The following is a 26485-nucleotide window of genomic DNA, read 5'->3' as shown; positions in this document are numbered from 1 at the left end:
GGTGATGCGCATCGACGTGCACGACATGGAGACCTACAAATCGTACATCGCCGCCGATACGCACGCCGTTTCCAAATATGAGGGCTGGTTCGTGGTGCGGGGCGGCCGGCACGAGGGCGTGCACGGGCAGGCACGCTCGCGCAATGTGCTGGTCGCGTTCAAGGACTATGAGACCGCGCTCGCCTGCTACCACTCGCCGGAATACCAGGCGGCACTGGCCTTCCGTACCCGGGCAGCGGTGGCGGAGGTGATCGCCATCCGGGGCGCCTGACGCGCCCGCCGGCTTGCGCAAAGCCGTATGGCCGTTGAAAACATGCGCCCGTTGCGGGCAGCGGCGCAAGCTCACGCCGCTTTGTCGGGCGAGAGCACGCGCGGCCGGTGGACAACGCAAACGAGTCCTGCTATGTGCCCTCACCCTGATCGGCTGCCCGCTTTCCCGTAGGTTTCGGGAGGCCCGCGCCGGTCGCCAGAATTCAACGATGCGCGATACGCGAAGCACGAAAGAGGAAGACACGTGCAGGTTCTCGTTCGGGACAACAACGTCGACCAGGCCCTCAAGGCGCTGAAGAAGAAGATGCAGCGCGAAGGCATCTTTCGCGAGATGAAGCTGCGCGGCCATTACGAGAAGCCGTCCGAGAAGCGCGCCCGCGAGGAGGCCGAGGCCGTCCGCCGCGCGCGCAAGCTGGCCCGCAAGCGCGCCCAGCGCGAAGGCCTGCTGCCCTCGAAGCCCAAGGTCGTTCCCGGCGCCCCCCGCTGACACGACCGCGTTGGCCCCACCTTCGGGGCCTGCACGGCAAGCGATTTTCAGGCGCGGTGACGCAGGTCACCGCGCTTTTTGCGTTGGAAATCCGTCTGCATGACCCAGCTCCATGTGCTTTCCGATCTGCGCGACGTCCCCGACTTTGCCGCCATCGTGGCCGAGCGGGTCTGGCGGGCGTGGTGGGAGGCGGATGGCGTGGCGCTCGCCACCCTGCGCGCCCGGCTGGACGAAAGCCTCGGCTCCGGCGCGATCCCGGCGACTTTTGTCGCCCATGCGGAGGGCTGCTTCCTCGGCTGCGTCGCCCTCATTGCCAGCGATGTCGATCGGCGCCCGTCGCTGACCCCCTGGGTGGCCGCGCTCTGGGTGGAGCCCGATACGCGACGGCAGGGGCTCGGCGCGGCCTTGACGGCGCACGCCATAGAGGCGGCCTTCGCGGCCGGACATGCGCAGGTGTATCTGGCGGCCAAGCCGGCGCTGGCGCCCTATTACCTCGTGCGCGGCTGGGCGCGCATGGAGGCCGATGTCGACGGCCTCGACATCCTCATCAGGCGGCGCGGCGGCTGAACGCGCAAACGCGCCCTATTGGCGGTTATAGGGAATGGTGTACTCGCCGGCGCGGATACGCTCGGCCAGGCGCTCGGCAAAGCCGGCGGCGGCTTCCTCGCCATAGGTGGCGACCATGGAACGGATGGCGGTGAACAGCGCCGCCTGCGCCAGGCAATCCTCGTCGAGCCCGTCATAGACGGCTTCGTTCCACGCCTCATCGAGATAGGCGAGCGCCGCGTGGCGCTCATCCTCATGGGCCTGGTCGGCCTTGTCGTCGATGTCGAGCGTTCCAGGAAGCTGAGACAAACCATACCCTCCGCGTGCCGAAATTCCTGCGCCTGTGCGGCACGCAACGCAGGAACCTTAGCATGCCCCGCCGGCCCGTCCGCCCAAGAATTGAAGGACGGTTAATTTGACGCGGCATAAAGGTGACAGGTGTGACATAATCGTGCGGGCTCGGTCGCCGGGCCTTTAGTTGCTGCCGTAGCGGGTCGCCACGTCGCGCGCGAGCTTGGTGCCCGCCTCCAAATAGCGCTGGCTGGCCAGTTCCGCCGACGGCGTGCAGTTGCGGTAGACCTGCCGGTAGCTTTCATAGCCGGTGTTGAAGGCGCCGGTGAGCTGCCCGCGGCGCTCGCCCGATGGCGCCTCGACCTCCAGCAATCCCTGCATCTCGTCGCGCCAGCGCGTCGTCTCCGCCGCCCCGCAGAGCGGGCGCAGATAATGCAGCGCGCCCAAGATCTCGGCGAGGTGCAGGAGGTCGGCCTCATAGGGCGGGGCACCGCCCTGCGTCGACTGCGCCGCCGCCGGCAGAGCGGCGAGAGCGAGGCCTGCCAGCAGGACAGCGAGCGGGAGGGCGCGGGGTCGGGTGCGTCGCATGAGGCTGTGGTGCGCCGGCGCCGCGCGGGCGTCAAGAGGCCGCACGGCGGCTATTGCGCTTCCGGTGCGTCGTCGGCGCGCGCCAGGAGATAGGCCGCCTCGACGATGCCGGCGAGCCCCTCCGTCGTCTCCGGCGGCAGCGCCGCGGGAAGGAACCAGCCGACTTCCTCCGCCTCGGGGCCGATGGCCGGCTCGCCGCCGACCCAGCGCGCGGCGTGGCTCACCACGACGAAATGGCCGACCAGCGCGCCGGCCGGATCGCGCTGGAGTATATCCAGCGCGCCGGCGACACCGAGCACATGGCACGTGACGCCGACCTCCTCCATCACCTCGCGTGCCGCAGCAGCCGCCAGCGTTTCGCCGGGCTCCACGCGGCCTCCCGGCAGCGTCCACAGGCCGCGCGAGGGTTCGCGGCCGCGCCGCGCCAGCAGCACCCGGCCATCGCGAAACACGGCAGCACTGGTCGCTAGCACGGGTCGGAGGGTGTTCGGCATGTTGGCGGCTCCGGCGGGACGAATCGCTGTCATCCTAGCGGCTTTCGCGCGTTACCTTGACGACCGCCCCCAATGGCCCGATTGGAGCCGCATTCGCGTCGGAAAGTCCGATGCGATGCGGCAGGCGGCGAGGGGAATCATGAGCAGGATGGCAGAAACCGGGCGCACGCGCCTGCGCTACAGCACCCTCGCCTTGGTTCTCGCCGGCGCGACGACCTTCGCCACCCTGCCGGCGGCGGCGCAGGCCACCGGCCCCGGCCGGAAGCCGGGACAGGCGGACGCTACGTCCGATCCGGCCTGTGCCAGCTACGGCGCCGGTTTCACCCGGCTGGCAGGCTCGTCCACCTGCGTGAAGATCAGCGGCGGCGTGCAGGTCGACGTCTATTCGACCGACGTCAACAGCTCGTCGCGGGTCAACGCCCTGTCGCCGGGGCTGCAGAGCAAATAGCCCGACAGCCCGCACTCAGCGCCCGAAAGCCGCGAAATAGCGTTCGATCATGGCGGCATAGACGCGGGCGAGCGCCGCAACCTCGTCGACCGGGGTCGATTCGTCCACCGCATGCATGGTGGTGCCGACCAGCCCGAACTCGACCACCGGGCAGTAATCCTTGATGAAGCGCGCATCGGACGTGCCCCCCGTGGTGGAGAGCTCCGGCCGCCGGCCGGTGGTCGCCTCGACCGCGTCGACGACAAGGTCGACGAAGTCGCCCGGCGCGGTGAGGAAGCTGTCGGAAGAGCGTGCCTCGAAGGCCAGCTCGAACCGCACCTCGTTGCCGGCCGCCGCCACCATGCGGCGCTCGATTTCGGCGGCGAGCGTCTCCGGTGTCCACAGATCGTTGAAACGGATGTTGAAGCGCGCTCGCGCCTGCGCTGGAATGACGTTGAACGCCGGGTTGCCGACATCGACCGACACGACTTCGAGGTTCGAGGCCTGAAAATGCACGTTGCCGCTGTCGAGCGGCTCGGCCTTCAGGCCCGCGAGCAGCTTCACCATGCCGGGGATGGGGTTTTCGGCAAGATGTGGGTAGCCCACATGGCCCTGCCGGCCCAGCACGGTGAGCGTGCCGGAGAGCGAGCCGCGCCGGCCGATCTTCACCATGTCGCCCAGCTCCGCGCGCGAGGTCGGCTCGCCGAGCACGCAATGGTCAATGCGCTCATCGCGGTCCGCCAGCCAGCGCAGCAGCTTCTCGGTGCCGTTGATGGCCGGGCCTTCCTCGTCACCGGTGAGCAGGAAGGAGATCGAGCCCGGCAGATCGGCGTGATTGGGGTCATGGCCATGGGCGCGGGCGAAATCCAGCCCGGCGGCGATGAAGGCGGCGACGCCGCCCTTCATGTCGACCGCGCCCCTTCCATAGATCAGCCCGTCCTGGATCGCCCCCTCGAAGGGGGGAAAGCGCCAGTTCTCGGCATTGCCGGGCGGCACCACGTCGGTATGGCCGGCGAAGCACAGATTGGGACCGCGCGTGCCGAAGCGGGCGTAGAGATTCTCCACATCCGGTGTGTCCGGGCCGGTCAGCGTCACCCGGTGGGTGGCGAAGCCGGCATTGGACAGCACGGCGTCGAGATAGGCCAGCGCGCCGCCCTCGTGCGGCGTCACCGAGGGGCAGCGTATGAGCGTGCGCAGGATCTCGACGGGGTCGGCGGAAGGTTGGGAGAGGGCAGCGGGGGTGGTCATGCATGTTCCTCTCATCGTCATCCCGGACGGCCACAGGCCGATCCGGGATCGCACGCCGACGGCATGCCCCGGCTGCCACGCGCGATCCCGGCTCTTCGCTACGCTTCGGCCGGGATGACGGTCAAGCGGGAGCGCGAGGAACCGCCGCTCAATCCCGCAGCAGCTCGTTGATCGAGGTCTTGGAACGGGTCTGCTCGTCCACCCGCTTGACGATCACCGCGCAATAGAGCGAGGGGCCGGGCGTGCCGTCGGGCAGCGGCTTGCCGGGCAGCGCGCCGGGCACCACGACCGAATAGGCCGGCACTTCGCCGACGAAGATCTCGCCGGTGGCGCGGTCGACGATCTTGGTGGTGGCCGAAATGAACACGCCCATGGAGAGCACCGAGCCCCGGCGCACGATGACGCCCTCGACCACTTCCGAGCGCGCGCCGATGAAGCAGTCATCCTCGATGATGACCGGGCCGGCCTGCAGCGGCTCCAGCACGCCGCCAATGCCGACGCCGCCAGAGAGATGCACGTTCTTGCCGATCTGCGCGCAGGAGCCGACCGTCGCCCAGGTGTCGACCATGGAGCCGGCATCGACGCGGGCGCCGAGATTCACGAAGGACGGCATCAGCACCACATTCGGCGCGATGAAGGCCGAGCGGCGGACAATCGCGCCCGGCACGGCGCGGAAGCCGGCGGCACGGAACTCGCCCTCGCCCCAGCCCTCGAACTTGGAGGGCACCTTGTCCCACCAATGGGCGCCGCCGGGGGCGCCGGGAATGGCGGTCATGTCGTTGAGGCGGAAGGAGAGCAGCACCGCCTTCTTGAGCCACTGGTTGACGCTCCAGTTGCCGTCCGCACCCGGCTCGGCCACGCGCGCCGTGCCGGCGTCGAGAAGGCCCAGCGCCTCGTTCACCGCGTGGCGGATCTCGCCGCCGGTCTCGAAATTGATCTCGGCCCGGTTGTCGAAGGCGGTCTCGATGATGCTCTGAAGCTGGCTCGACATGTCACTCTCCGCTGTACGCGGGTCTTGTCCGGGCGCGCGCCGCTTCTGTCAACGGTCGAGTGGTGTCAGCCGCCCCTCAGGCTGTTCAGGAAGGCGGTCAGGTCTTCCGTCACCACGTCGATATGGTCGCCGTCGCGGCCCTCATGCTCCCATGCCTCGCGGTCGGCGGGGTTCACGGCGAGGCCGGGCGGCACCACCAGCACGGTGCGCATGCCGAGCTGCGCCGGCACTTCGAGATTGCGCGCGAGGTCCTCGAACATCGCCGCGCGGGTCGGGTCGACATCGAAGCGCTGCAGGAAGCCGCGATAGGCGATCTCGTGCGGCTTGGGGTGGAATTCGGAGGAGACGATGTCGTGCACGTCGGCGAAATGCTCGGAAATGCCGAGCTTGGCCAACACCTGGTCGGCATGGCCGCGCGAGCCGTTTGTGTAGATCAGCTTGCGCCCCGGCAGCGCGCCGAGCGCTTCGCCGAGCGCGGGGGCGGCGTCCAGGCTGGCAAGGTCGATGGCGTGGACATGGGCGAGAAAGTCGTCCGGGTCCATGGCGTGCTCGATCATCAGCCCGCGCAGCGAGGTGCCGTATTTCCGGTAATAGCCCTTCTGCAGCGCGAACGCCTCGTCCAGCGTCAGGCCGAGGAAGTCCGCGATATAGGCGCGCATCTTCATGTCGATCTGCCGCCACAGGTCGAGGCCGGGCGGGTAGAGCGTGTTGTCGAGGTCGAACACCCAGGTGTCGACGTGGGAGAAATCGACGGGCGTGGCGGGGAGGTCTCGGGGGGGCGTCGTCATGACCTCCTCCATAGCGAAGACCGCGCGGCGGGGCGAGCGCCGATTGGAACACTCTCCGCAAGCCGCATCGCCACGGGGCTTCAGAGCCGTCATGGCCGGGCTTGGCCCGGCCATCCACGACTTTCGTGCCCGTGCGCCTCGCCGAAGCCGTGGATCCCCGGGACAAGCCCGGGGATGACGTGGATCCAGCGTCACGCGACGTTGGGACTACCGCGTGATCAGCGTGCCGGCGCCATGGTCGGTCAGCAGTTCCAGCAGCACCGCATGCGGCACCTTGCCGTCGAGGATCACCACCCCCTCGACACCCTGCTCCAGCGCGTAGATGCAGGTCTCGACCTTCGGGATCATGCCGCCGGAAATGGTGCCGTCGGCGATGAGCGCGCGCGCCTGGGCGATGGTCAGCTCCTTGATGAGCTTCTTGTCGCGGTCGAGCACGCCGGGCACGTCGGTGAGCAGCAGCAGCCGCTTGGCGTCCAGTGCGCCGGCAATGGCGCCGGCGAAGGTGTCGGCATTTACGTTGAAGGTGCCGCCGCCCTTGCCGGTGGCGACGGGGGCAAGGACGGGAATCAGCTCGCGGCCGAGGATCTGGTCGAGCACCGTGGTGTCCACCGTCTCCGGCTCGCCGACGAAGCCGAGGTCGATCACCTGCTCGATGTTCGAATCGGGATCGCGCACCGAGCGCGTCACCTTGGAGGCGACGACCATGTTGCCGTCCTTGCCGGACAGGCCCAGCGCCTTGCCGCCGGCCTCGTTGATGAAGCCGACGAGCGATTTGTTGATCGAGCCCGCCAGCACCATCTCGACGATCTCGACGGTGGCCTTGTCGGTGATGCGCAGCCCGGCGGCGAATTCCGACTTGATGCCGAGCTTGGCGAGCATGGCGCCGATCTGCGGCCCGCCGCCATGCACCACCACCGGGTTCACGCCGGATTGCTCGAGCAGCACGATGTCCTGCGCGAAGTCGCGCGCCACCTGCTCGTCGCCCATGGCGTGGCCGCCATATTTCACCACGATGACGGCGTCGTCATAGCGCTGCATGTGCGGCAGGGCCTGCACCAGCACGCGGGCCTTGGTGTGGTCGTCGATGGTCTCAGCAGTCATTGGCGGGTCCGTTCGCACGCGAGCAGGGGTGAGACAGGCGCGTGGCCGCGAGAGCGGCCGGAAGGAGGAGTGCCCTTCTAGCCGATTTCAATGACGCTTCTCAATCATCGCCTTGTGTCACGCAGGTGACGCAGACGCGGGCGGGCATGCAAGCACGTGCTTGCGCCGCACAGCCTGTCCGGCGCCACCTGCGCATGCCATATGCTGCGCATGGACACGCCCGCTCCGCGCAACCGCCCGCTCAAGGCACGCTTCGTCGAAGGCTCGACGATGCGCCATGTCGCGACCATGACGGCGGCCGGCTCGATCGGCCTGGTCGCGGTGTTCGTCGTCGACCTGCTGAACCTGTTCTACATCTCGCTGCTCGGCGAGGAGGAACTGGCGGCGGCCATCGGCTATGCCGGCACGGTGATGTTTTTCACCACCTCGGTCGGCATCGGCGTGATGATCGGCGGCTCGGCGCTGGTCTCGCGCGCCATAGGCGGCGGGCGGATCGACAATGGACGCCGGCTCTCGACCTCGTCGCTGATCTATATGGCGCTCGCCACCGGCCTGATGACGGCGATCATGCTGCCCCTGCTCGGCCCGATGCTGGCACTGCTCGGCGCTACCGGCCGCACGCTGGAACTGGCGCGCAGCTTCCTGCTCATCGTGCTGCCGTCGACGCCGCTGCTCGGCATCGGCATGGCGGCGTCCGGCACGCTGCGCGGCATCGGCGATGCCCGCCGCTCCATGTGGGTCACGCTGTCGGGCGGGCTCGCCACCGCCGTGCTGGACCCGGTGCTGATCCTCGGCCTCGGCCTTGGCGTGGAAGGCGCGGCCATTGCGACCGTGATCGCCCGGGTGGTGATGGCCGCCTATGGCCTCAACGCGGTGATCCGCATCCATAAGCTGGCCTCGCGCCCCAGCCTTGCCGGCTTCCTCGCCGATCTCGGCCCGCTCTCCGCCATCGCCGTGCCGGCGATCCTCACCAATATCGCCACCCCGGTCGGCAATGCCTATGTCACCCACGCCCTCGCGCCGCATGGCGACGCCTCGGTGGCGGCCTGGGCGGTGATCGGGCGGCTGATCCCGGTGGCTTTCGGCCCGCTCTTCGCGCTCACCGGCGCCATCGGCCCGGTGATCGGCCAGAATGTCGGCGCCGGACGCTATGACCGCGTGCGGCAGACCGTGCGCGACAGCCTCACCTTGACGGTCGGCTATGTGCTCGGGGTCTGGCTGCTGCTGGCGCTCGCCCGCCAGCCCATCGCCGGCGTGTTCGGCCTGTCGCAGGAAGGCGTGGCGCTGGTGGAGTTCTTCTGCCTGTACGCGGCCGGCGCCTATGTGTTCTTCGGCGCGCTCTTCGTCGCCAATGCCGCCTTCAACAATCTCGGCGCGCCGCTGCTCTCCACCCTGTTCAACTGGGGACGGGCGACGCTCGGCACCATTCCCTTCGTCTGGCTCGGCGGGCGCTGGTATGGCGTGGAGGGCGTGATCGCCGGCCAGGCGCTCGGCTCGGTCGCTTTCGGCGTGGCGGCGCTGATCTGCGCCTTCGCCGTGGTGCGGCGCCTGCATGATGGCGCAGCCCCGCCTCCGCCGGCGACGCCGCTGGCCGGCGCCGAGCTGCCGCCCTTCTCGCGCGGCGAGGACGCGCCCGCCATCGAGACCGCGCGCGACCCCTTTCCTCGCGGCGGGGAGAACGGATAGAGTACGGGAATGAGCGACACGGCCCTTTCCGACCTCATCCTGCCCGACCTGGTGCTGCCCCCGGACGGGCGCCAGTCCGAGACCGCCCGCGGCATCCAGCGCGGCGCCATGCGCTACCTCGCGGCGCGGGGCCTCGTTGGCGTGCCGGAATTCTGCCTCGCCTCGGGAAGGCGGGCGGATATCGCCGCCCTCGACATGCGCGGCGAGGTGTGGGTGATCGAGATCAAGTCGTCGGTCAACGACTTCCGCACGGACCGCAAATGGACGGATTACCGCCTGCACAGCGACCGGCTGTTCTTCGCCGTCGGGCCGGACTTCCCGCTTCACATCCTGCCCGAGGACACCGGCATTCTTGTCGCCGACCCGTTCGGCGCCGGGCTGGTGCGCGAGGCGCCGCACCACCCGATGCCGGGCGCCACCCGCAAGGCGCTGACCCTGCGCTTCGCCCGCGCCGCCGCCGGACGGCTGATGGGGCTGATGGACCCCGAAGCGCTGCGCGGCATTGCGCTCTGACGCTGTTCCGCCCGGATGAGCCCTCCGGGCGACAGAAAGCGCCTTCCTGCGAAACAGTGAGGGGATAACCGGCCGTGGCGCTTGAAACGCCGCCCCTGCCTCTGCCAGCGTCCCTCTATGGATCAGCCCGTGAACACCACCGCGCCCAAGTCGGCAGCCGACGCCGAGCGCGTCACCCCGATGATGGCGCAGTACATCGAGATCAAGGCTGCCAATCCGGGCAGCCTGCTGTTCTACCGCATGGGCGATTTCTACGAGCTGTTCCTGGAGGATGCCGAGATCGCCGCGCGCGCGCTCGGCATCGTGCTCACCAAGCGCGGCAAGCACCAGGGCGAGGACATCGCCATGTGCGGCGTGCCGGTGGACCGCGCCGAGGAATATCTCCACAAGCTGATCGCGGCCGGCTACCGCGTCGCGGTGTGCGAGCAGATGGAGCCGCCCGCCGAGGCGAAGAAGCGCGGCCCCAAGAGCGTGGTCAAGCGCGACGTCATCCGCCTCGTCACCCCCGGCACCCTCACCGAGGACGCGCTGCTCGACGCGCGGCGCGAAAACGTGCTGGCGAGCCTCGCCCGGGTAAAGGGCGGCGCCATTGAGGAAGGCGACGGCTATGTCTATGCCCTCGCTTTCGCCGACATCTCCACCGGCTCCTTCCGCGTCGCCGAGACCGACAGCACAAGGCTATCCGCCGACCTCGCCCGCATCGAGCCGGCGGAGTTGCTGGTGGCCGACGCCGTCTATGACGAGGCCGAGCTGCGCCCGATTTGGCGCGACCTGCCCGCCGTGACCCCCCTGCCGAAGGAGAGCTTCGACGGCGCGACGGCCGAGCGGCGCATCGCCGGCTTCTTCCAGGTGGCGACGCTCGATTCCTTCGGCACCTTCTCGCGCGCCGAGCTGGCCGCCGCCGGCGCCATCGTCGCCTATATCGAGCGCACCCAGCTCGGCGCCCGCCCGCCGCTCAGCCGGCCGCAGCGCGAGGCTTCCACAGAGGCGATGATCATCGACCCGGCGACGCGGGCGAATCTCGAAATCCTGCGCACCACCACGGGCGAGCGCACCGGCAGCCTGTGCGCGGCGGTGGACCGCACCGTCACCTCAGCCGGCGCGCGCCTGCTGGCCCGCCGCCTCGCCGAGCCGCTGACCGACCCCAGGCGCGTGGCCGACCGGCTTGACGCGGTGGAGTGCCTGGTCGAGGAGACCAGCCTGCGCGCCCAGCTGCGCGAGCGGCTCGCCGGCACCCCGGACCTCGCCCGCGCCCTCTCGCGGGTGTCGCTGGGGCGCGCCGGCCCGCGCGACCTCGCCGCCATCGGCCGGGGGCTGGGTGAGGGCATGGCGATTTCCGCGCTCATCGCGGCGTCGCCGGCGCCGGACGAGCTCACCGCCGCCGCCGCTGCGCTCGCCGACGTCGACCCGGCGCTGGCGGCGACGCTGACTGCGGCGCTCGACGACGAGCTGCCACTCAACCGCCGCGACGGCGGCTTCATCCGCCCGGCCTATGCGGAAGAACTCGACGCCACCCGGGCTTTGCGCGACGAGAGCCGGCGCGTAGTGGCGGCGCTGGAGCGGCGCTATGTCGAGGAGACGGGAGTCCGTGCCCTCAAGATCCGGCACAATGCGGTGCTCGGCTATTTCGTCGAGGTGAGCCAGCAGAATGCCGACCGGCTGCGCGAGCCGCCCTTCGACGCGATTTTCCTGCACCGCCAGACCATGGCGGGCGCGATGCGCTTCACTTCCACCGAGCTGGCCGAGCTGGAGGCGAAGATTTCCAGCGCCGGCGAGCGGGCGCTGGCGCTGGAGCAGCGCCTGTTCGACGAACTGGTCGTCGCGGTGATGGGCCAGACCGAGGCCATCCGCGCCTGTGCCGAGGCGCTGGCGGTGATCGACGTCACCGCCGGCCTCGCCAAGCTGGCGGTGGACGAGCGCCATGTGCGCCCCGAGGTCCATGATGGGCTCGATTTCCGCATCGAGGGCGGGCGCCACCCGGTGGTGGAGCAGGCGCTGCGGCGGGATGGCGGGCCTTTCGTCGCCAATGATTGCGAGCTGTCGCCGCCGGATGGCGCCCGCGCTGGGCGCATCTGGCTGGTCACCGGCCCCAATATGGCGGGCAAGTCGACCTTCCTGCGGCAGAACGCGCTGATCGCCATCCTCGCCCAGGCCGGCGCCTTCGTGCCGGCACGCGCAGCTCGGCTTGGGGTGATCGACCGGCTGTTCTCCCGCGTCGGCGCGGCGGACGACCTGGCGCGCGGGCGCTCGACCTTCATGGTCGAGATGGTGGAGACCGCCGCCATCCTCAACCAGGCGACGGAGCGCTCGCTGGTTATCCTCGACGAGATCGGGCGCGGCACGGCGACCTTTGACGGCCTGTCCATCGCCTGGGCGAGCCTGGAGCACCTGCACGAGAGCAACCGCTGCCGCGGCCTGTTCGCCACGCATTTCCACGAGCTCACCGCGCTCTCCCAGCGCCTCTCCCGCCTCGTCAACGCGACGGTGAAGGTGAAGGAGTGGGAGGGCGACGTGATCTTCCTGCACGAGGTGGTGCCGGGCGCCGCCGACCGGTCCTACGGCATCCAGGTGGCCAAGCTGGCCGGCCTGCCGCACGCGGTGGTGGAGCGCGCCCGCGCGGTGCTCACCGAGCTGGAGTCCGCCGACCGCGCCGCTCCCACCCAGCGCATTCTCGACGACCTCCCGCTCTTCGCCGCCTTGAACCGCGCGCCGCCCCCTGCGGCCCCGGTAGCCAAGGCCGACCCGGTGGCGGCGGCGATCAAGACCGCGCTGGACGGCTTCCACCCCGACGAGATGACCCCGCGCGAGGCCCTGGAAGCGCTGTACCGGCTAAAGGCGGCGGCGAAGGGCGGGTGAGCGGCCCACCTGCTCCAGCGTGGATATCCGGGTCACGCCCGGGCATGGCGGAACAGCGGGGCACTTGCCACTTATCCCACCTTCACTGCGGCGCGTTTCTGCTCAAATACCTCCTGCGCGGCGAAAAGGCCGTTAAGCGCGGCGGGGAAGCCGGCATAGACCGCCATCTGCATGATGATCTCGGTGATTTCCTCCCGAGACAGGCCGACATTCAGAGCGGCCGCGATATGCACCTTCAGCTGCGGAGCGGCGTTGCCCATCGCGGTCAGCGCGGCGACCGTCGCGATCTCGCGCGCGCGAAGATCGAGGCCGGGACGGCAATAGATGTCGCCGAATGGGAACTCGATGACATAGGTCGCGAAATCGGGGGCGATGTCTTTGAGCGCGGCGACGACCTTTTCGCCGGCCTCGCCGTCAATCTCCGCGAGGGCGCGCCGCCCGCGTTCCAGCCGGCTTTCGTCTGCGCTGCGGTGGTGTTGCGTCATAATCCTTCATCCTCTGCTCCGAGCCAGCATAGCCGGCGATCTTGGTGTCGAGGACCAGAAGGCAGTCTTGCAGTTCGGCCAGATGAAGAGCCACGCGCTCCCGGTGCTGTTGCAGCAAAAGGCGCCGCTCGGCTTCGGTTTCGACGCCGCGTTCCCGCAAGGCTGCGTAGCGCAGCATGTCACGGATCGGCATCCCCACCGTCTTGAGACGGCCGAGGAAGGTGATCCAGACCAGGATCGATGCGTCGTAATCGCGTTGGCTCGAACGGTCCCGGTCGGCGTAGGGCAGCAGCCCGATCCGCTCGTAATAGCGGATGGTATGGACCGACAATCCCGACTGCTTGGCCAGTTCCCCGATCTTCATGATCGCCCTTTTCGCCACGACGCAGCGAAGGCTAGGGGTTCGAGCGCGCTCTAAGTCAAGACGGGAAATTGAGCCGCGCGCTTCGGGTGCGGTCGATACTGGTACTGTTCTCGGAATCGGCTGCGGCCATAACAGACCGTCATCCCGGAAGGACCGTCAGGTCCTGTCCGGGATCGCGCGAAGGTGGCGTGCTCTTAATCCTGCGCGCGATCTCGGATCACCGCTGCGCGGCGTCCGGAATGACGGGTTTTGCGGAGCGGCGGTCAGAAGCCGACCCCTCACGCCTGGCTGGCGGCCTGCACTTTCAGCGCGGCCTGGGCGGCCGCCAGGCGGGCGATGGGGACGCGGAAGGGCGAGCACGAGACATAGTCGAGCCCGACCTCCTCGCAGAAGGCGACCGAGGCCGGGTCGCCGCCATGCTCGCCGCAAATGCCGAGCTTGAGCTTGGGGCGCACCGCGCGGCCGCGCTCGGTGGCGATCTTCACCAGTTCGCCCACGCCCTCGGTGTCGATCGACACGAAGGGGTCCACGGCGAAGATGCCCTTGGCGATGTAGGTGCCGAGGAACGTGCCGGCATCGTCGCGCGAGATGCCGTAGGTGGTCTGGGTGAGGTCGTTGGTGCCGTAGGAAAAGAACTCGGCGGTTTCCGCGATCTCGCCCGCCATCAGCGCGGCGCGCGGCAGCTCGATCATCGTGCCGACCTGATATTCCAGCGTCACCCCGGTCTCGCTTTCCACCTGCTTCGCCACCGTGTCGATGTCGTGCTTGACGAGATCGAACTCGCGCTTGCCGGTGATGAGCGGCACCATGATCTCCGGCACCACCTTCTTGCCGGTGGTCTTCTCGGCGGCCACCGCCGCCTCGAAGATGGCGCGCGCCTGCATCTCGGCGATTTCCGGGAAGGCAATGGCGAGGCGGCAGCCACGGAAGCCGAGCATCGGGTTGAACTCGTCGAATTCCCGCTTGCGGGCGGCCAGCTTGGCGGCGCTCACCCCGAGCCCCTGCGCCACCTCGGCGATGTCGGCATCGGTGTGCGGCAGGAATTCGTGCAGCGGCGGGTCGAGCAGGCGGATCGTCACCGGCAGCCCGTCCATGATCTCGAACAGCTGCTGGAAATCCGAGCGCTGGGCAGCGAGCAGCTTGGAGAGTGCGGCGCGGCGGCCCTTCTCATCATCTGCGAGAATCATTTCGCGCACGGAACGGATGCGGTCGCCCTCGAAGAACATGTGCTCGGTGCGCGACAGGCCGATGCCCTCTGCACCGAAATTCTTGGCGGTGCGGGCATCGAGCGGGGTCTCTGCATTGGCGCGCACCTTCAGGCGGCGCACGCCGTCGGCCCAGCCCATCAGCGTGGCGAACTCGCCGGAAAGCTCCGGCTGCAGGGTCGGCACCGCGCCGGCGATCACCTGGCCGGTGGCGCCGTCAATGGTGAGGATGTCGCCCTTCTTCAGCGTAACCCCGCCCGAGGTGAGCGTGCCGGCGGCATAGTCAACGCGGATGGTGCCGGCGCCGCAGACGCAGGGCTTGCCCATGCCGCGCGCCACCACGGCGGCGTGCGAGGTCATGCCGCCGCGTGTGGTGAGAATCCCTTGCGCGGCGTGCATGCCGTGAATGTCTTCCGGCGAGGTCTCGATCCGCACCAGAATGACCTTGCGCCCCTGCGTCTTCAGCAGCTCGGCCTCATCGGCGGAGAACACGATCTCGCCGGAAGCCGCGCCGGGCGAGGCCGGCAGGCCGGAGCCGATGACCTTCTTGTCGGCCTTGGGATCGAGCATCGGGTGCAGCAGCTGGTCCAGCGCGGCAGGATCGACGCGGCCGATCGCCTCCTCGCGGGTGATCACCCCGTCATGGGCGAGTTCCACCGCGATGCGCAGCGAGGCCTTGCCGGTGCGCTTGCCCGAGCGGGTCTGCAGCATCCACAGCTTGCCGCGTTCGACGGTGAATTCGAGGTCCTGCATGTCGCGGTAATGGCCCTCCAGCACGCCGGCGATGCGGACGAACTCGGTATAGACCTCCGGCAGCGCCTTCTCCATGGAGGGCTTGTCCGAGCCGGCACCGATGCGCGCGACCTCGGTGATGTTCTGCGGCGTGCGGATACCGGCCACCACATCCTCGCCCTGGGCGTTGATGAGGAACTCGCCATAGAGCGCGTTCTCGCCGGTGGAGGGGTTGCGGGTGAAGGCGACGCCGGTGGCGGAGGTTTCGCCCATATTGCCGAACACCATGGCCTGCACGTTCACCGCCGTGCCCCAGCTCTCGGGGATCTGGTTCAGCCGGCGATAGACGATGGCGCGCTGGTTCATCCACGAGCCGAACACCGCGCCGATGGCGCCCCAGAGCTGGTCGTGCGGGTCCTGCGGGAAGGGGCTGCCGAGCTCGTGCAGCACCAGCGCCTTGTAGCGGGCGACGATTTCCTTCCAGTCATCGGCATGGAGATCGGTGTCGAGGCTGTAGCCCTGGTCGCCCTTGAAGGCGTCCAGCACCTCCTCGAAATGGTGATGGGGGAAATCCAGCACCACGTTGGAATACATCTGGATGAAGCGGCGGTAGCTGTCATAGGCGAAGCGGGCATCGCCGGACGAAGCCGCCACGGCCTCTACCGTCACGTCGTTCAGCCCGAGATTGAGCACCGTGTCCATCATGCCGGGCATGGAGGCGCGGGCGCCCGAGCGCACGGAAACCAGCAGCGGGTTGGCGGGGTCGCCGAACGTGCGCCCGGCGAGCTGGCCGACATGGGCGAGCGCGGCGTCGACATCGCCCTTCAGGCTGTCGGGGTAGACGTTGCCATTGGCGTAATAATAGGTGCACACCTCGGTCGAAATGGTGAAGCCGGGAGGCACCGGCAGGCCGAGATTCGACATTTCCGCGAGGTTGGCGCCCTTGCCGCCCAGCAGATCGCGCATCTGCGAGGCGCCTTCCGCGGTGCCGTCGCCGAAAGTGTAGACCCATTTCGTCATTGCAGATGCCCTTTTGGCTGAGGCGGAAGAGAGCCCCGACGCCCTGATGGAAATTCAGCCGTGGCTGAAATATACGCAACGCCAACAGGTTGAGCCGCACCCTGCAAAAGGACACGGCGCTTTTCCCACTCTTGGTCTAGCGTTTTGAGGTCTTTCCTTCAATCCATCATTCGCAGCTGCGTCATGAACTTTGTGCCATGCACCGATGGTAGCGGCCCCCACCCGATTGCCGCAGCGCGACGGTTGAGGCAGGCTCCGCCGGCCGGCAACCCATGAGCCCGAGAGGCACCTTCCATGATTGGCACTTTGACCCGCTATACCCCCTATGTCCTCAGCCTGCTGCGCATCGCCTCCGCGCTGCTGCTGCTCCAGCACGGCACGACCAAGGTTCTTGGCTTCCCGGCGACCCAGATGAGCGGGGTCAGCCTCACCTCGCCGCCCGGCATCGCCGGCATCATCGAACTGGTCGGCGGCGCGCTGCTGCTGATCGGGCTGTTCTCGCGCCCGACCGCCTTCATCCTCTCGGGCATGACGGCGGTGGCCTATTTCATGGTGCACGCGCCGCAGAACTTCTTCCCGCTGGTGAATGGCGGCGAACTGGCGGCGCTGTACTGCTTCGTATTCTTCTTCCTGACCTTCGCCGGCCCCGGCCCGCTGAGCGTCGACGCCATGCGCGGAAGCGAGCCGCGCTGACGCGCTCGCTCTCCCCGAACCCAGCCATGCCCGAACCCAGCCATGCCCGGGCCCCGGGCATGGCGCTTCATCAAGGCCTAGATGCCGAGGCGCTGGCCGAGATTTTCGAGTCCGCCCGTGCCGAGCAGGCCGGTGACGCCGATGAAGATGAGGTAGATGGCGACGATGTAGGAGAGAAGGCGCGGCATCAGGAGGATGAGGATGCCGGCGACCAGTGCGACGATCGGCTGGATTGCGATGATGTTGATGTCCATGGGACGCTCCGCTGAATGGTAACGACATAAGCCGCCGCACGCCGGATGGTTCCGCCCTTGGGTCTGCGCAAGCGGGGGGCGGCGAGGCCGTTCACCTCGTTGGTCCAACGGCCGTCATCCCCTTACGTGACCCGGCCATCCACCTTCCCTCGCCCCACACCGTCATCCCGGCCGCAGGCGAAGCCGGAGAGCCGGGATGACGGTGTGGGGCGACGCGCACGGGAAGGCAAGACAGCACGCGATCCCGCAGACGGCCTTGCGGCCGTTCCGGGATGACGGTGTAAAGAGCCCGGCGGCGCCCTACCCCTCGATGCGCTCGAAATCGGCGATGGCGCGGGTGGCGGCGCGGATGTCGGCGAGCAGGCGCAGGCGGTTGACCCGCAGCGCGGGTTCCGACGCGTTCACCGTCACCCTCTCGAAGAAGGCGTCCACCGGCGCGCGCAGCCCGGCGAGCAGTGTCATGGCGGCCTCGAAATCCTCCCGCGCCAGCGCCGCCTCGATCTGCGGGCCGAGGGCGGCGATGGCATCGGCCAGCGCACGCTCCTCCGGCTCGTGCAGCAGAACGATATCGACGCCGCCTTCATAGGTGACGCCGTCCTTCTTCTCCTCGATGCGCAGGATGTTCGCCGCGCGCTTAGTGCCGGCGAGCAGGTTCCGGCCGTCCTCGGTGGCGAGGAACCGCCCCAGCGCCTCGACCCGCTTCACGACGAGCAGGAGGTCGTCCTGGCCGGGAAGGGCGAAGACGGCATCGACCAGATCGTGGCGGGCACCGGCCTCGCGAAGATGGACCTTCAGGCGGTCGGCGAAGAAGGAAAGGAGGTCGTCTGCGATCCTGTTCTCATGGAAAGCGCGAAATTTCGAAATCTCCTCGTTTTCTTCTTCAAAAGAAAACGGAGCATCCTTCTTCGAGATAAGAGACGACGCAATTCTGTGATCACCAATGTAGAAATTGAGTCCCAGCTCGTAAGAACCGTCCGTACCGGTCTGTGAGTGGAGAACATGGGTGCGTGCGGCCAAAGCTTCGCGAATAATCACACGCAGCTTCAAGGGCAGACGGTTCTCCAGCACGATCCGCACCACGCCCAGCGCGGCGCGGCGGAGGGCGTAGGGGTCCTTGGAGCCGGTCGGCTTCTCGTCGATGGCCCAGAAGCCGACCAGCGTGTCGAGCTTGTCGGCCAGCGCCACGGCGACCGAGACCGGGGCGATGGGCACGCGGTCGGTCGGGCCCTGCGGCTTGTAGTGCTCTTCCGCCGCGAGCGCGATGTCCTCGGGCAGGCCTTCCAGACGGGCGTAGTACTTGCCCATCAGCCCCTGCACCTCGGGGAATTCACCCACCACTTCGGTGCGCAGATCGCTCTTGGCGTAGAGCGCCGCCTGTTCGGCCAGCTCCGGATCGGCGCCGACCAATGGCGCCAGCGTCTTCGCCAGCGCGGCGATGCGGCGGATGCGCTCCAGCTGCGAGCCGAGCTTCTCGTGGAAGGTGACGTTGCCGAACTTTTCCAGCCGCTCGTCCAGCTTCACGGTGGCATTGGTCTTCTTGTCGGTCTCCCAGAAGAACTTGGCGTCCGACAGCCGGGCGCGGATGACGCGCTCATTGCCGGCGATGATCGCCGCACCGCCATCGTTGGCTTCGAGGTTCGACACCAGGATGAAGCGGTTGGCGAGCCGCCCGGTGGCCGGGTCGTTCAGCACGAAGCATTTCTGGTTGGCGCGGATGGTGGCGCGGATCACCTCGTCCGGCACGTCGAGAAAGGCGGGGTCGAAGGCGCCCATCAGCACGACGGGCCATTCCACCAGCCCGGCGATCTCCTCCAGCAGCCCGGCATCCTCCACCAGCTCCAGCCCCTGCGCGAGGGCGAGGTCCTTGGCGTCGTTGAGGATGATGTCCTTGCGGCGCTCGCGGTCCACCACCACGAAGGCGGCCTCCAGCTTGGCCATCCAGTCTTCCAGCCGGCGCACGCGGATCGTGCCCTCCGAGAGGAAGCGGTGGCCGCGCGTGGTGTCGCCCGAGCGGATGCCGTCGACCTCGAAGGCCACCACTTCCGGCTCCTCGGTCTCGGGGCCGAAGGTGCACAGGATGGATTGCAGCGGGCGCACCCAGCGCAGCGTGGTGGGGCTGGACGAGCCCTTGCCCCAGCGCATCGACTTCGGCCAGGGGAAGGCGCGGATCACGGCGGGCACGATCTCGGCGATCACGTCCGGGGTGGCGCGGCCATGCTTGTGCAGGCGCGCCACATAGAACTCGCCCTTCTTCGGGTCGCTCTCGATGCTCGCCTGGTCGAGCGAGGCGAGGCCCGCCGCCTTGAGGAAGCCGTCGATGGCCGGCTGCGGGGCGCCGACGCGCGGGCCCTTGCGCTCCTCATGCGTGTCCGGCTGCTGGGCCGGCAGGCCATGCACCGCCAGCGCCAACCGGCGCGGGGTGACGAACGCCTTGGCGCCCTCATAGACAAGGCCGCGCTCGACCAGCGCGTCGGTGACGAGCTTGCGCAGGCTCTCCGCCGCGCCGGCCTGCATGCGGGCGGGAATTTCTTCGCAGAACAGTTCGAGCAGGAGATCGGGCATGGCGTCACGTCGGCTGCAGGCGGTGGCTGGCGGGCGGTGCCTTGCGGCGCGCGCCCTTGCGGGAATGTCGCGGGACGCCCTAGCACGTCGCGGCGCGCGAGGGGAGGCGTCCGTTCAGGAAAGCCGCACGGCGCGGGTCTCCCTCATCGTCAGCGCCGCCGCCAGCGAAAGCACCGCGACGGCGATGAGATAGACGGCCGGGCCCATGTCGTACTGCTCGCGGTCGACGAGATAGACCGCGACCATCGGCGCGGTGCCCCCGGCAATTCCGAGGGCGAGATTGTAGCTGAGCGAGAGCGCCGTGCAGCGTGTCGCCGGGCGGAACATCTCCACCAGTGCGCAGGGCATCGGCCCGGCATAGCAGGCGGTGAGCACGGCAAAGCCGAGCTGGCCGAGCAGCGCATATCCAGCGCTGCCAGAATCGAGCAGGCGGAACAGCGGCCAGGAGAACAGCACCAGCCCGGCAAGCCCGGCGACGATCACCGGCTTGCGCCCGATCCTGTCGGACAGCGCGGCGAAGACCGGCGCGAGCACCAGCACGACGACCATGCTGATGGTGTTGATCTGCAGCGACAGGCGCTCGGTCAGCCCGTCCACCTGGTGCATGTAGGTCGTGAGATACACGAACAGCATGTAGAAGCTGACGCCCAGCGTGAGGTTCAGCACCGCCGCGCGGATCATGTCGCGCCCGTCCGAGCGCAGCGCCTCGACGAGCGGCAGGTGGCCGGGGCGACGCACCGGCGCGATGGCATCCTGGCCCGTGGAGGTGCTGCGCAGATAAAGCGTGAAGCCGCCCAGCAGGATGCCCAGCAGGAACGGAATGCGCCAGCCCCAGGCAACGAGGTCGTCCGTGCTCATCGCCGTCGCGGTGAGAGCGCCCACCGCCGAGCCGAGCAGCGTGCCGCCGGAGGCGCCGCAGCCGGCGAAGGAGGCAATCAGCCCGCGCCGGCGCATAGGCGCGTTCTCCGCGAGGAAGATCGCCGAGGTGGTGTATTCGCCGCCGATGGACAGCCCCTGCAGCAGGCGAAGCAGCAGCAACAGCAGCGGCGCCGCTGCGCCAAGGGTGGCGTAGGTCGGAAGCAGGCCGATGGCGACGGTGGACCCCGTCATCATCCCCGCGGAAATGAACAGCGCCCGGCGACGCCCATAGCGGTCGCCAATATGGCCGAACACGACGCCGCCGACCGGGCGCATGACGAAGGACGCGGCGAACACCCCGAAGGCGGCGATCAGCCCGACAAAGGCGTCGCTGCCGGGAAAGAAGTTCCTGGCGAAAATGGCGGCGAGGAAGCCATAGGCGGCGAAGTCGTACCACTCCAGCGCATTGCCGAGCGCCCCGGCGATGAGCGCGCGCGGCCCGGCGGGCAGGGTGCCGACGGGCCGGCCGTCGGAAAGGGACGCGACGTCGATGCTGGACATGGCGCGGCTCCGGCGGGCGGGAAAGGCATCAGGGCGCGGGCGTGCCCCCCGCCGCGGTCGCCAGCCAGGCCGCCCCGCAGGCTTTGGCGAGCTCGCGCACGCGCAGAATGTAGCTCTGGCGCTCGGTGACGGAAATCACCCCGCGCGCATCCAGCAGGTTGAAGACGTGGCTGGCCTTGATGCACTGGTCATAGGCAGGCTGCGCCATCAAATGCCGGGTGCGGCTGCCATCTTCCCAGCCGGCTTCGAGGTATCTCGCCGCCGCGCTCTCGGCCTTGCGGAACTGGTCGAACAGCATGTCGGTGTCGGCATGCTCGAAATTGTGCCGGGAATATTCCTCTTCCGCCTGCAGGAACACGTCGCCATAGGTGACTTTCTCGTCGCCCTCGCGGCCGTTGAAATTGAGGTCGTAGACGTTCTCGACCCCCTGCACATACATGGCGAGGCGCTCCAGCCCATAGGTCAGCTCGCCCGCCACCGGCGCGCATTCGATGCCGGCCACCTGCTGGAAATAGGTGAACTGCGAGACCTCCATGCCGTCGCACCAGCACTCCCAGCCGAGCCCCCAGGCGCCGAGCGTCGGGCTCTCCCAATCGTCCTCGACGAAGCGCACATCGTGCAGATTGAGATCGATGCCGATGGCCGAGAGTGAGGCGAGGTAGAGGTCCTGCAGGTCGGACGGCGAAGGCTTCAGGATCACCTGGTACTGGTAGTAATGCTGCAGCCGGTTGGGGTTCTTGCCGTAGCGCCCATCCTTGGGCCGGCGCGAGGGCTGCACATAGGCGGCCTTCCACGGCAGCGGGCCGAGCGCGCGCAGCGTGGTGGCGGGGTGGAAGGTGCCGGCGCCCACTTCCATGTCGTAGGGCTGCAGCACCACGCAGCCCTTGTCCGCCCAGAAGGCGTGGAGCGCGAGGATGAGCCCCTGGAAGGACCTGTCGGGGCGCATATGCGGCGGCAAGGCGGGATCGATCATGGAAATGAGCCGGCGGTTGGCTTGAAAAGGCGGCGCAACCTAGGCCGGCCGGGGGCGGCGATCAAGGTGCGCGGGCGCGGCGCGATCATCCGGCTGCCGTCATCCCGGACGGCCGCAGGCCGATCCGGGATCGGGGGGCCGCGGAGAGCGATCCCGGCTCTCCGGCTCCGCCTCCGGCCGGGATGACGTCGAAGCCCGCCCCGTTCCCGCCCGGCCAAAATGCGACTATCACTGCCCCATGCCCGACACGCCTCTCGAATCGCCCGTCTCCAACGCCGCCGACTGGACCGTCTCCGAGCTTTCCGGCGCGCTGAAGCGCACGGTGGAGGATTCCTTCGGCCATGTGCGGGTGCGCGGCGAGATTTCCGGCTATCGCGGGCCGCACTCGTCGGGCCACGCCTATTTCAGCCTGAAGGACACCAATGCCCGCCTCGACGCCGTGGTGTGGAAGGGCGTGTTCGGGCGGCTGAAGGTGCGCCCGGAGGAAGGGCTGGAAGTGATCGCCATCGGGCGGATCACCACCTTTCCCGGCAAGTCCTCCTACCAGATCGTCATCGAGCAGCTGGAATTCGCCGGCGCCGGCGCCATCATGGCGATGCTGGAAGAGCGCAAGAACCGGCTCGCCGCCGAAGGTCTGTTCGCCGCCGAGCGCAAGCGCCGGCCGCCCTTCCTGCCAGCCGTCATCGGCGTCGTCACCTCGCCCACCGGGGCGGTGATCCGCGATATCCTGCACCGGCTCGCCGACCGCTTCCCGCGCCATGTGCTGGTGTGGCCGGTGCGGGTGCAGGGCGACACGTCTGGCGCCGAGGTGAGCGCCGCCATTCGCGGCTTCAATGCGCTGGTGCCGGGCGGGCCGATCCCCCGCCCGGACGTGATCATCGTGGCGCGCGGCGGCGGCTCGCTGGAAGACCTGCTCGGCTTTTCCGAGGAGAGCGTGGTGCGGGCGGCGGCGGAAAGCGCCATTCCGCTGATCTCTGCCGTCGGCCACGAGACCGACGTGACGCTGATCGACTTCGCCGCCGATCTGCGCGCCCCGACGCCGACGGCGGCGGCCGAGATGGCGGTGCCGGTGCGGGCCGACCTCGTCGCCGAAGTGGCGCAACTGCATGCGCGGCTGCGCGCCGCCTTTGCGCGCGGGCTGGACCGGCGGCGCGGCGATGCGCGGGCGCTCGGCCGGCTGCTGCCCTCCGCTGAGGCGGTGCTTGCGGTGCCGCGCCAGCGGCTCGATATCGCCGGCCAACGCCTGCCGCGTGCGCTGAAAGCCAATGCGGGGGCGCATCGCCTGCGGCTCACCCGCGCCGAGAGCCGCTTCGCCCCGCAGGTGCTGATCTCCGCCCTCGCCCGCCGGCAGGAGCGTGTCGCCGTCGTCGGCGCGCGGCTGCCGCGCGGCCTAAGCGCCAACACGGCGGGGCATGGCCTGCGCCTGACGCGGATCGATTCGCGGCTGCGCCTCATCGCCCAGTCGCAGCGCGACCGCCGCGAGCGCGGCCGCGACCGGCTGGACGGCCTGCTGGAACGCCTGCGCCGCTGCCGCCGCCAGCAGGCAACGGAGCGCGCCGGCCGTCTCGACGCCGCCGCCAAGCTGCTCACCGCTCTGTCCTACAAGGGGGTGCTGGCGCGGGGCTACGCCGTCATCCGCGACGCGACGGGCGCCCCAGTTCATGCGGCGCAAGGCATCGCTGCCGGCGACGCGCTGGACATCGAGTTCCGCGACGGCCGCGTGGCCGTGCAGGCGAGCGAGCGCGGCCCGGATGTTCCGCCGACGCCGCCCCGCCCTGCCCGCAAACCGGCAAAACCCCGGGGCGCCGCGCCCTTGCCGGATGAGGCCCGCCAACCCACCTTGTTCGATAATTGAACGTCGCTACGCCTATACCCGAGCGGCGGGCTTGCCGGCACCCGCCCCGGGTCCTTATTGTTGCGCCAACCGAACCGACAGGAGGAGCGGGATCATGAACCGCTTCGAACGCTTTCCCAGTTCCGGCGAAGCCGAAATCCGCTATCTCGACGGCGATTTCAGGGTCGTGCGCCCGGGCACCTATGTGCGGTGCGCCGTGACAGGCGAATCGATCCCGCTGGACGAGCTGCGCTATTGGAGCGTCGATCTGCAGGAGGCCTATGCCAGCCCGCAGGCCGTGCTCGCCCGGCTCTTTCCCACTCGTCTCGCGCCCCGCTGAGGACGCGGCTCAGCTTCTCAGTCCGCCGATCATCCGCTCCAGCGCCTTGGCGCTCTGCGGCTCCAACGCCATGCGGACGGGCAGCACGTCGGACACCTCGATGAGGGGCTGGCCCGCCTCGCTTCCGGCGAGGCGCATCGCGTCCTTCTCGGTGGTCACCAGCACAAGATCCAGCGCTTCGGCCTGTGCGCGGAGTTCCTCGACGTCGGCGGTCGTGTAGACATGGTGATCGGGAAAGGCCCGCGTCACCACCGGCAGCACGCCCAGCGTGCGCAGCGTCTCGAAAAACTTGGCCGGGCGTCCAATGCCGGCATAGGCCAGCACCCGCCTGCCGAACAGCCGCGCCACCGCCTGCGCCTCGGGCGCCAGCCGGCCGCGCAGGACCACGACGCCCGCCGCATAGCCCTCGCGGGCGGCGCGCTCGCCGGGCGCACCCTCGCCGATCACCAGCAGCGCCTGCGCCCGCTCCAGCTGCGGGGCGAGCGGCGCGCGCAGCGGGCCCGCCGGCAGGCACAGGCCGTTGCCCACCCCCACCCCGGCATCCACGACGAGGATCGACAGCGACTTGGCGAGCGCGGGGTTCTGGAAGCCGTCATCCATGATCAGCACGTCGGCACCCGCCTGCGCCGCCGCCTGCGCGCCGGCCAATCGGTCCCGGGCGACGAAGGTCGGGGCGGCGCGCGCCAGCAGCAGCGGCTCGTCGCCGACTTCGTCGGCGCCGTGCAGCAGCGGATCGACCCGCACCGGGCCCTTCAGCCGCCCGCCATAGCCGCGCGTGAGCACCGCCGGCTTGTGGCCGCGCAAAGAGAGCCGGCGGGCGATCTCGATGACGGTGGGGGTCTTGCCGGCGCCGCCCACGGTGGGGTTGCCGACGCAGATCACCGGCACGCCGACCTCGGACCCCGTCTGGCGCATGCGGGCGAGCGTCGCCCCGCCCACCAGCGCGCCCAGCGGCGCCAGCAGCTTTGCCAGCGGGCTGTGTTGCCGTTGCCACCAGAAGGCCGGTGCCCGCATGAAGCTCAGTGCCTCTCCAGCCTTATCTGCACAAGATAGGGATCAATGGCCCCCAGCGTGCGCTCCAGCGCGCCGCCGAAGCTCTCCACCGTGGCCTGCCCCGCCGCGATCATACGCCCGCGCGAGGCGCCATCCGCCAGCAGCATGTAGGCGGCAGCCGCGAGCGAGCGGGCATCGGTCACCGGCACGGCGCCGCCCGCCTCGTCGAGGCGGGAATACAGGGCATTGAAGTTCGTCACATTGGGGCCGTGCAGGATCGCCGTGTCGAGCTTGATCGGCTCGATCGGGTTCTGCCCGCCTCTGCGCACCAGAGAACCGCCGAGCAGCGCCACCTGGCCCAGCCGGTAGAACAGGCCCAGCTCGCCGATGGTGTCGGCGACATAGATGGCGGTGCCCTTGTCGGGGCGGTAGCCGTCGCTGCGCAGCACCGCCGGGCATCCCGCTGCCGTCGCCAGCTGCACCACCGCGGCGCCGCGCTCGGGATGGCGGGGGGCGATGACGGTGAGCAGGTTCGGCAGTTCCTTGACCAGCCGCTGATGCGCCTCGATGACGATCTCCTCCTCGCCCGGATGGGTGGAGGCGGCGACAAAGACCACCCGACCGGCCGTCGCGGTGCGCAGCGCGTCGAAGGCGGCGATGTCGACGGGGGGCGGCGGCGCGTCGAATTTCAGATTGCCGGTGGCGACGACGCGCGGCGCGCCGAGCTGCTTCAGCCGCTCGCCATCCTCCGGCCCCTGCGCCAGGCACAGGTCGACGCAGGACAGCAGCGCCGCGACGCTGCCGGCCACGCGCCGCCAACTGGCGAAGGAGGAGGGCGACATGCGCGCATTGACCAGCACCAGCGGGGTGCCGCGCGCATTCACCTCCATGATCAGGTTCGGCCAGAGCTCGGATTCGACCAGAAGAACCAGGTCGGGCCGCCAGTGCTTGAGAAAGCGCCGCACGAAGAGCGGGGAATCCAGCGGCACGAACTGGTGCGGCACGTCGGGCGGGAGGCGCGACTGCGCCAGCCGCGCCGAGGTGAGGGTGCCCGATGTGAACAGCACGCGAAAGCCGCGCCCGCGCAGCCGCTCGATCAGCGGCAGGACGGCGATCATCTCGCCGACGCTGGCGCCGTGCACCCACACCAGCGGACCGCGCGGGCGCGGCGCGCTGGCCTTGCCGTAGCGCTCGCCGAGGCGGGCGCCATCCTCCTTGCCGCGCTTGAGCCGGCGGGCCAGCATCAGGCCGATGAACGGCGTCGCGATCCAGGTCGCCGTCCGGTAAAGGCGGACAAGGAGGGGAGAGCGGGCGCGGGCCATGGC

The 26485-nt window shown here is 69.2% G+C and carries 26 protein-coding genes; 10 read left to right on the top strand and 16 right to left on the bottom strand.

Annotation, left to right across the window (positions count from 1 at the left end):
• Positions 1–4 precede the first annotated feature (4 nt).
• The 3 genes from ACQY76_RS08025 to ACQY76_RS08015 all read left to right on the top strand — a co-directional run bounded on the left by ACQY76_RS08025 (position 5) and on the right by ACQY76_RS08015 (position 1324).
• Positions 5–271 carry a DUF1330 domain-containing protein gene (locus ACQY76_RS08025; protein WP_428032966.1) on the top strand — a complete coding sequence of 89 codons (267 nt, stop codon included), beginning with the start codon at positions 5–7 and terminating at the stop codon, positions 269–271.
• A gap of 243 nt (positions 272–514) precedes the next feature.
• Entirely contained in the window at positions 515–757 is a 243-nt protein-coding gene (rpsU, locus tag ACQY76_RS08020) for a 30S ribosomal protein S21 (protein WP_131833486.1), read from the top strand.
• 99 nt (positions 758–856) lie between these two features.
• Positions 857–1324, top strand: coding sequence for a GNAT family N-acetyltransferase (locus ACQY76_RS08015; protein WP_428032353.1), 468 nt, complete (start codon positions 857–859; stop codon positions 1322–1324).
• Positions 1325–1339: 15 nt separating this feature from the next.
• On the opposite strand, the gene ACQY76_RS08010 is transcribed toward ACQY76_RS08015, so the two are convergent.
• The 3 genes from ACQY76_RS08010 to ACQY76_RS08000 all read right to left on the bottom strand — a co-directional run bounded on the left by ACQY76_RS08010 (position 1340) and on the right by ACQY76_RS08000 (position 2676).
• A complete protein-coding gene (locus ACQY76_RS08010) occupies positions 1340–1612 on the bottom strand; it encodes a hypothetical protein (protein ID WP_018388667.1) in 273 nt (90 codons plus the stop codon).
• Between the two features lie 165 nt (positions 1613–1777).
• Entirely contained in the window at positions 1778–2182 is a 405-nt protein-coding gene (locus ACQY76_RS08005) for a TIGR02301 family protein (RefSeq protein ID WP_428032352.1), read from the bottom strand.
• Between the two features lie 50 nt (positions 2183–2232).
• On the bottom strand, positions 2233–2676 hold the full coding sequence (locus tag ACQY76_RS08000) for an NUDIX hydrolase (RefSeq protein WP_428032351.1): 444 nt from the start codon (positions 2674–2676) through the stop codon (positions 2233–2235).
• Positions 2677–2815: 139 nt separating this feature from the next.
• On the opposite strand from ACQY76_RS08000, the gene ACQY76_RS07995 reads away from it, so the two are divergent.
• A complete protein-coding gene (locus ACQY76_RS07995) occupies positions 2816–3124 on the top strand; it encodes a hypothetical protein (protein ID WP_428032350.1) in 309 nt (102 codons plus the stop codon).
• Positions 3125–3139: 15 nt separating this feature from the next.
• On the opposite strand, the gene dapE is transcribed toward ACQY76_RS07995, so the two are convergent.
• From dapE to argB, 4 genes are all read right to left on the bottom strand, one after another.
• Positions 3140–4351 (bottom strand): succinyl-diaminopimelate desuccinylase, encoded by a 1212-nt coding sequence (dapE, locus tag ACQY76_RS07990; RefSeq protein ID WP_428032349.1) that lies wholly within the window; start codon positions 4349–4351, stop codon positions 3140–3142.
• Between the two features lie 148 nt (positions 4352–4499).
• Positions 4500–5342: a 2,3,4,5-tetrahydropyridine-2,6-dicarboxylate N-succinyltransferase gene (dapD, locus tag ACQY76_RS07985; RefSeq protein WP_428032348.1), complete on the bottom strand. Its 843-nt coding sequence runs from the start codon at positions 5340–5342 to the stop codon at positions 4500–4502.
• 65 nt (positions 5343–5407) lie between these two features.
• Complete coding sequence (locus tag ACQY76_RS07980) at positions 5408–6130, bottom strand: pyrimidine 5'-nucleotidase (protein WP_428032347.1); 723 nt, start codon at positions 6128–6130, stop codon at positions 5408–5410.
• A gap of 207 nt (positions 6131–6337) precedes the next feature.
• Positions 6338–7231 (bottom strand): acetylglutamate kinase, encoded by an 894-nt coding sequence (gene argB / locus ACQY76_RS07975; protein ID WP_428032346.1) that lies wholly within the window; start codon positions 7229–7231, stop codon positions 6338–6340.
• Between the two features lie 210 nt (positions 7232–7441).
• Here argB and ACQY76_RS07970 point away from each other — a divergent pair, with 210 nt between their 5' ends.
• From ACQY76_RS07970 to mutS, 3 genes are all read left to right on the top strand, one after another.
• Entirely contained in the window at positions 7442–8917 is a 1476-nt protein-coding gene (locus tag ACQY76_RS07970) for an MATE family efflux transporter (protein ID WP_428032345.1), read from the top strand.
• 9 nt (positions 8918–8926) lie between these two features.
• Positions 8927–9430 carry an MmcB family DNA repair protein gene (locus tag ACQY76_RS07965; RefSeq protein WP_428032344.1) on the top strand — a complete coding sequence of 168 codons (504 nt, stop codon included), beginning with the start codon at positions 8927–8929 and terminating at the stop codon, positions 9428–9430.
• Between the two features lie 117 nt (positions 9431–9547).
• The gene (gene mutS / locus ACQY76_RS07960) at positions 9548–12286 is read left to right on the top strand and encodes a DNA mismatch repair protein MutS (protein WP_428032343.1); all 2739 of its coding nucleotides are present in this window, start codon (positions 9548–9550) and stop codon (positions 12284–12286) included.
• A gap of 71 nt (positions 12287–12357) precedes the next feature.
• Here the strand turns inward: mutS and ACQY76_RS07955 are convergent, their stop codons facing one another.
• From ACQY76_RS07955 to ppdK, 3 genes are all read right to left on the bottom strand, one after another.
• On the bottom strand, positions 12358–12771 hold the full coding sequence (locus ACQY76_RS07955) for a carboxymuconolactone decarboxylase family protein (protein ID WP_428032342.1): 414 nt from the start codon (positions 12769–12771) through the stop codon (positions 12358–12360).
• Positions 12701–13135: a MerR family transcriptional regulator gene (locus tag ACQY76_RS07950; RefSeq protein WP_428032341.1), complete on the bottom strand. Its 435-nt coding sequence runs from the start codon at positions 13133–13135 to the stop codon at positions 12701–12703. Before ACQY76_RS07950 ends, ACQY76_RS07955 begins: the two co-directional genes overlap by 71 nt.
• Positions 13136–13413: 278 nt before the next feature.
• The gene (gene ppdK, locus ACQY76_RS07945; protein WP_428032340.1) at positions 13414–16092 is read right to left on the bottom strand and encodes a pyruvate, phosphate dikinase; all 2679 of its coding nucleotides are present in this window, start codon (positions 16090–16092) and stop codon (positions 13414–13416) included.
• Between the two features lie 294 nt (positions 16093–16386).
• Here ppdK and ACQY76_RS07940 point away from each other — a divergent pair, with 294 nt between their 5' ends.
• Positions 16387–16785: a DoxX family protein gene (locus ACQY76_RS07940; protein WP_428032339.1), complete on the top strand. Its 399-nt coding sequence runs from the start codon at positions 16387–16389 to the stop codon at positions 16783–16785.
• Between the two features lie 77 nt (positions 16786–16862).
• Here the strand turns inward: ACQY76_RS07940 and ACQY76_RS07935 are convergent, their stop codons facing one another.
• The 4 genes from ACQY76_RS07935 to ACQY76_RS07920 form a co-directional block, all read right to left on the bottom strand.
• Complete coding sequence (locus ACQY76_RS07935) at positions 16863–17039, bottom strand: DUF3096 domain-containing protein (protein ID WP_428032338.1); 177 nt, start codon at positions 17037–17039, stop codon at positions 16863–16865.
• 300 nt (positions 17040–17339) lie between these two features.
• Positions 17340–19601, bottom strand: a complete 2262-nt coding sequence (gene glyS / locus ACQY76_RS07930; protein ID WP_428032337.1) for a glycine--tRNA ligase subunit beta — start codon at positions 19599–19601, stop codon at positions 17340–17342.
• 114 nt (positions 19602–19715) lie between these two features.
• Entirely contained in the window at positions 19716–21020 is a 1305-nt protein-coding gene (locus tag ACQY76_RS07925; RefSeq protein ID WP_428032336.1) for an MFS transporter, read from the bottom strand.
• Between the two features lie 28 nt (positions 21021–21048).
• Positions 21049–21993 carry a glycine--tRNA ligase subunit alpha gene (locus tag ACQY76_RS07920; protein WP_428032335.1) on the bottom strand — a complete coding sequence of 315 codons (945 nt, stop codon included), beginning with the start codon at positions 21991–21993 and terminating at the stop codon, positions 21049–21051.
• A gap of 238 nt (positions 21994–22231) precedes the next feature.
• Here ACQY76_RS07920 and xseA point away from each other — a divergent pair, with 238 nt between their 5' ends.
• Both xseA and ACQY76_RS07910 read left to right on the top strand, forming a co-directional pair.
• Positions 22232–23848, top strand: a complete 1617-nt coding sequence (gene xseA / locus ACQY76_RS07915) for an exodeoxyribonuclease VII large subunit (protein ID WP_428032334.1) — start codon at positions 22232–22234, stop codon at positions 23846–23848.
• Positions 23849–23942: 94 nt separating this feature from the next.
• Positions 23943–24167 (top strand): DUF2093 domain-containing protein, encoded by a 225-nt coding sequence (locus ACQY76_RS07910; RefSeq protein ID WP_428032333.1) that lies wholly within the window; start codon positions 23943–23945, stop codon positions 24165–24167.
• 9 nt (positions 24168–24176) lie between these two features.
• Here the strand turns inward: ACQY76_RS07910 and lpxK are convergent, their stop codons facing one another.
• Positions 24177–25181, bottom strand: coding sequence for a tetraacyldisaccharide 4'-kinase (lpxK, locus tag ACQY76_RS07905; RefSeq protein ID WP_428032332.1), 1005 nt, complete (start codon positions 25179–25181; stop codon positions 24177–24179).
• Between the two features lie 5 nt (positions 25182–25186).
• On the bottom strand, positions 25187–26482 hold the full coding sequence (locus tag ACQY76_RS07900) for a 3-deoxy-D-manno-octulosonic acid transferase (RefSeq protein ID WP_428032331.1): 1296 nt from the start codon (positions 26480–26482) through the stop codon (positions 25187–25189).
• Between the last annotated feature and the right edge of the window lie 3 nt (positions 26483–26485).

Source organism: Ancylobacter sp., assembly GCF_965279025.1.
GTDB lineage: Bacteria > Pseudomonadota > Alphaproteobacteria > Rhizobiales > Xanthobacteraceae > Ancylobacter.
This window is presented reverse-complemented; position numbering and strand designations above follow the sequence as displayed.

What these genes read in the sequence shown, in the direction of transcription:
- ACQY76_RS08025 (WP_428032966.1), top strand. Translation starts at nt 5, where the DNA reads ATGCGCATCGACGTGCACGACATGGAGACCTACAAATCGTACATCGCC.
- ACQY76_RS08015 (WP_428032353.1), top strand. Translation starts at nt 857, where the DNA reads ATGACCCAGCTCCATGTGCTTTCCGATCTGCGCGACGTCCCCGACTTT.
- ACQY76_RS08005 (WP_428032352.1), bottom strand. Translation starts at nt 2,182, where the DNA reads ATGCGACGCACCCGACCCCGCGCCCTCCCGCTCGCTGTCCTGCTGGCA.
- ACQY76_RS08000 (WP_428032351.1), bottom strand. Translation starts at nt 2,676, where the DNA reads ATGCCGAACACCCTCCGACCCGTGCTAGCGACCAGTGCTGCCGTGTTT.
- ACQY76_RS07995 (WP_428032350.1), top strand. Translation starts at nt 2,816, where the DNA reads ATGAGCAGGATGGCAGAAACCGGGCGCACGCGCCTGCGCTACAGCACC.
- dapE (WP_428032349.1), bottom strand. Translation starts at nt 4,351, where the DNA reads ATGACCACCCCCGCTGCCCTCTCCCAACCTTCCGCCGACCCCGTCGAG.
- dapD (WP_428032348.1), bottom strand. Translation starts at nt 5,342, where the DNA reads ATGTCGAGCCAGCTTCAGAGCATCATCGAGACCGCCTTCGACAACCGG.
- ACQY76_RS07980 (WP_428032347.1), bottom strand. Translation starts at nt 6,130, where the DNA reads ATGACGACGCCCCCCCGAGACCTCCCCGCCACGCCCGTCGATTTCTCC.
- argB (WP_428032346.1), bottom strand. Translation starts at nt 7,231, where the DNA reads ATGACTGCTGAGACCATCGACGACCACACCAAGGCCCGCGTGCTGGTG.
- ACQY76_RS07970 (WP_428032345.1), top strand. Translation starts at nt 7,442, where the DNA reads ATGGACACGCCCGCTCCGCGCAACCGCCCGCTCAAGGCACGCTTCGTC.
- ACQY76_RS07965 (WP_428032344.1), top strand. Translation starts at nt 8,927, where the DNA reads ATGAGCGACACGGCCCTTTCCGACCTCATCCTGCCCGACCTGGTGCTG.
- mutS (WP_428032343.1), top strand. Translation starts at nt 9,548, where the DNA reads ATGGATCAGCCCGTGAACACCACCGCGCCCAAGTCGGCAGCCGACGCC.
- ACQY76_RS07955 (WP_428032342.1), bottom strand. Translation starts at nt 12,771, where the DNA reads ATGACGCAACACCACCGCAGCGCAGACGAAAGCCGGCTGGAACGCGGG.
- ACQY76_RS07950 (WP_428032341.1), bottom strand. Translation starts at nt 13,135, where the DNA reads ATGAAGATCGGGGAACTGGCCAAGCAGTCGGGATTGTCGGTCCATACC.
- ppdK (WP_428032340.1), bottom strand. Translation starts at nt 16,092, where the DNA reads ATGACGAAATGGGTCTACACTTTCGGCGACGGCACCGCGGAAGGCGCC.
- ACQY76_RS07940 (WP_428032339.1), top strand. Translation starts at nt 16,387, where the DNA reads ATGATTGGCACTTTGACCCGCTATACCCCCTATGTCCTCAGCCTGCTG.
- ACQY76_RS07935 (WP_428032338.1), bottom strand. Translation starts at nt 17,039, where the DNA reads ATGGACATCAACATCATCGCAATCCAGCCGATCGTCGCACTGGTCGCC.
- glyS (WP_428032337.1), bottom strand. Translation starts at nt 19,601, where the DNA reads ATGCCCGATCTCCTGCTCGAACTGTTCTGCGAAGAAATTCCCGCCCGC.
- ACQY76_RS07925 (WP_428032336.1), bottom strand. Translation starts at nt 21,020, where the DNA reads ATGTCCAGCATCGACGTCGCGTCCCTTTCCGACGGCCGGCCCGTCGGC.
- ACQY76_RS07920 (WP_428032335.1), bottom strand. Translation starts at nt 21,993, where the DNA reads ATGATCGATCCCGCCTTGCCGCCGCATATGCGCCCCGACAGGTCCTTC.
- xseA (WP_428032334.1), top strand. Translation starts at nt 22,232, where the DNA reads ATGCCCGACACGCCTCTCGAATCGCCCGTCTCCAACGCCGCCGACTGG.
- ACQY76_RS07910 (WP_428032333.1), top strand. Translation starts at nt 23,943, where the DNA reads ATGAACCGCTTCGAACGCTTTCCCAGTTCCGGCGAAGCCGAAATCCGC.
- lpxK (WP_428032332.1), bottom strand. Translation starts at nt 25,181, where the DNA reads ATGCGGGCACCGGCCTTCTGGTGGCAACGGCAACACAGCCCGCTGGCA.
- ACQY76_RS07900 (WP_428032331.1), bottom strand. Translation starts at nt 26,482, where the DNA reads ATGGCCCGCGCCCGCTCTCCCCTCCTTGTCCGCCTTTACCGGACGGCG.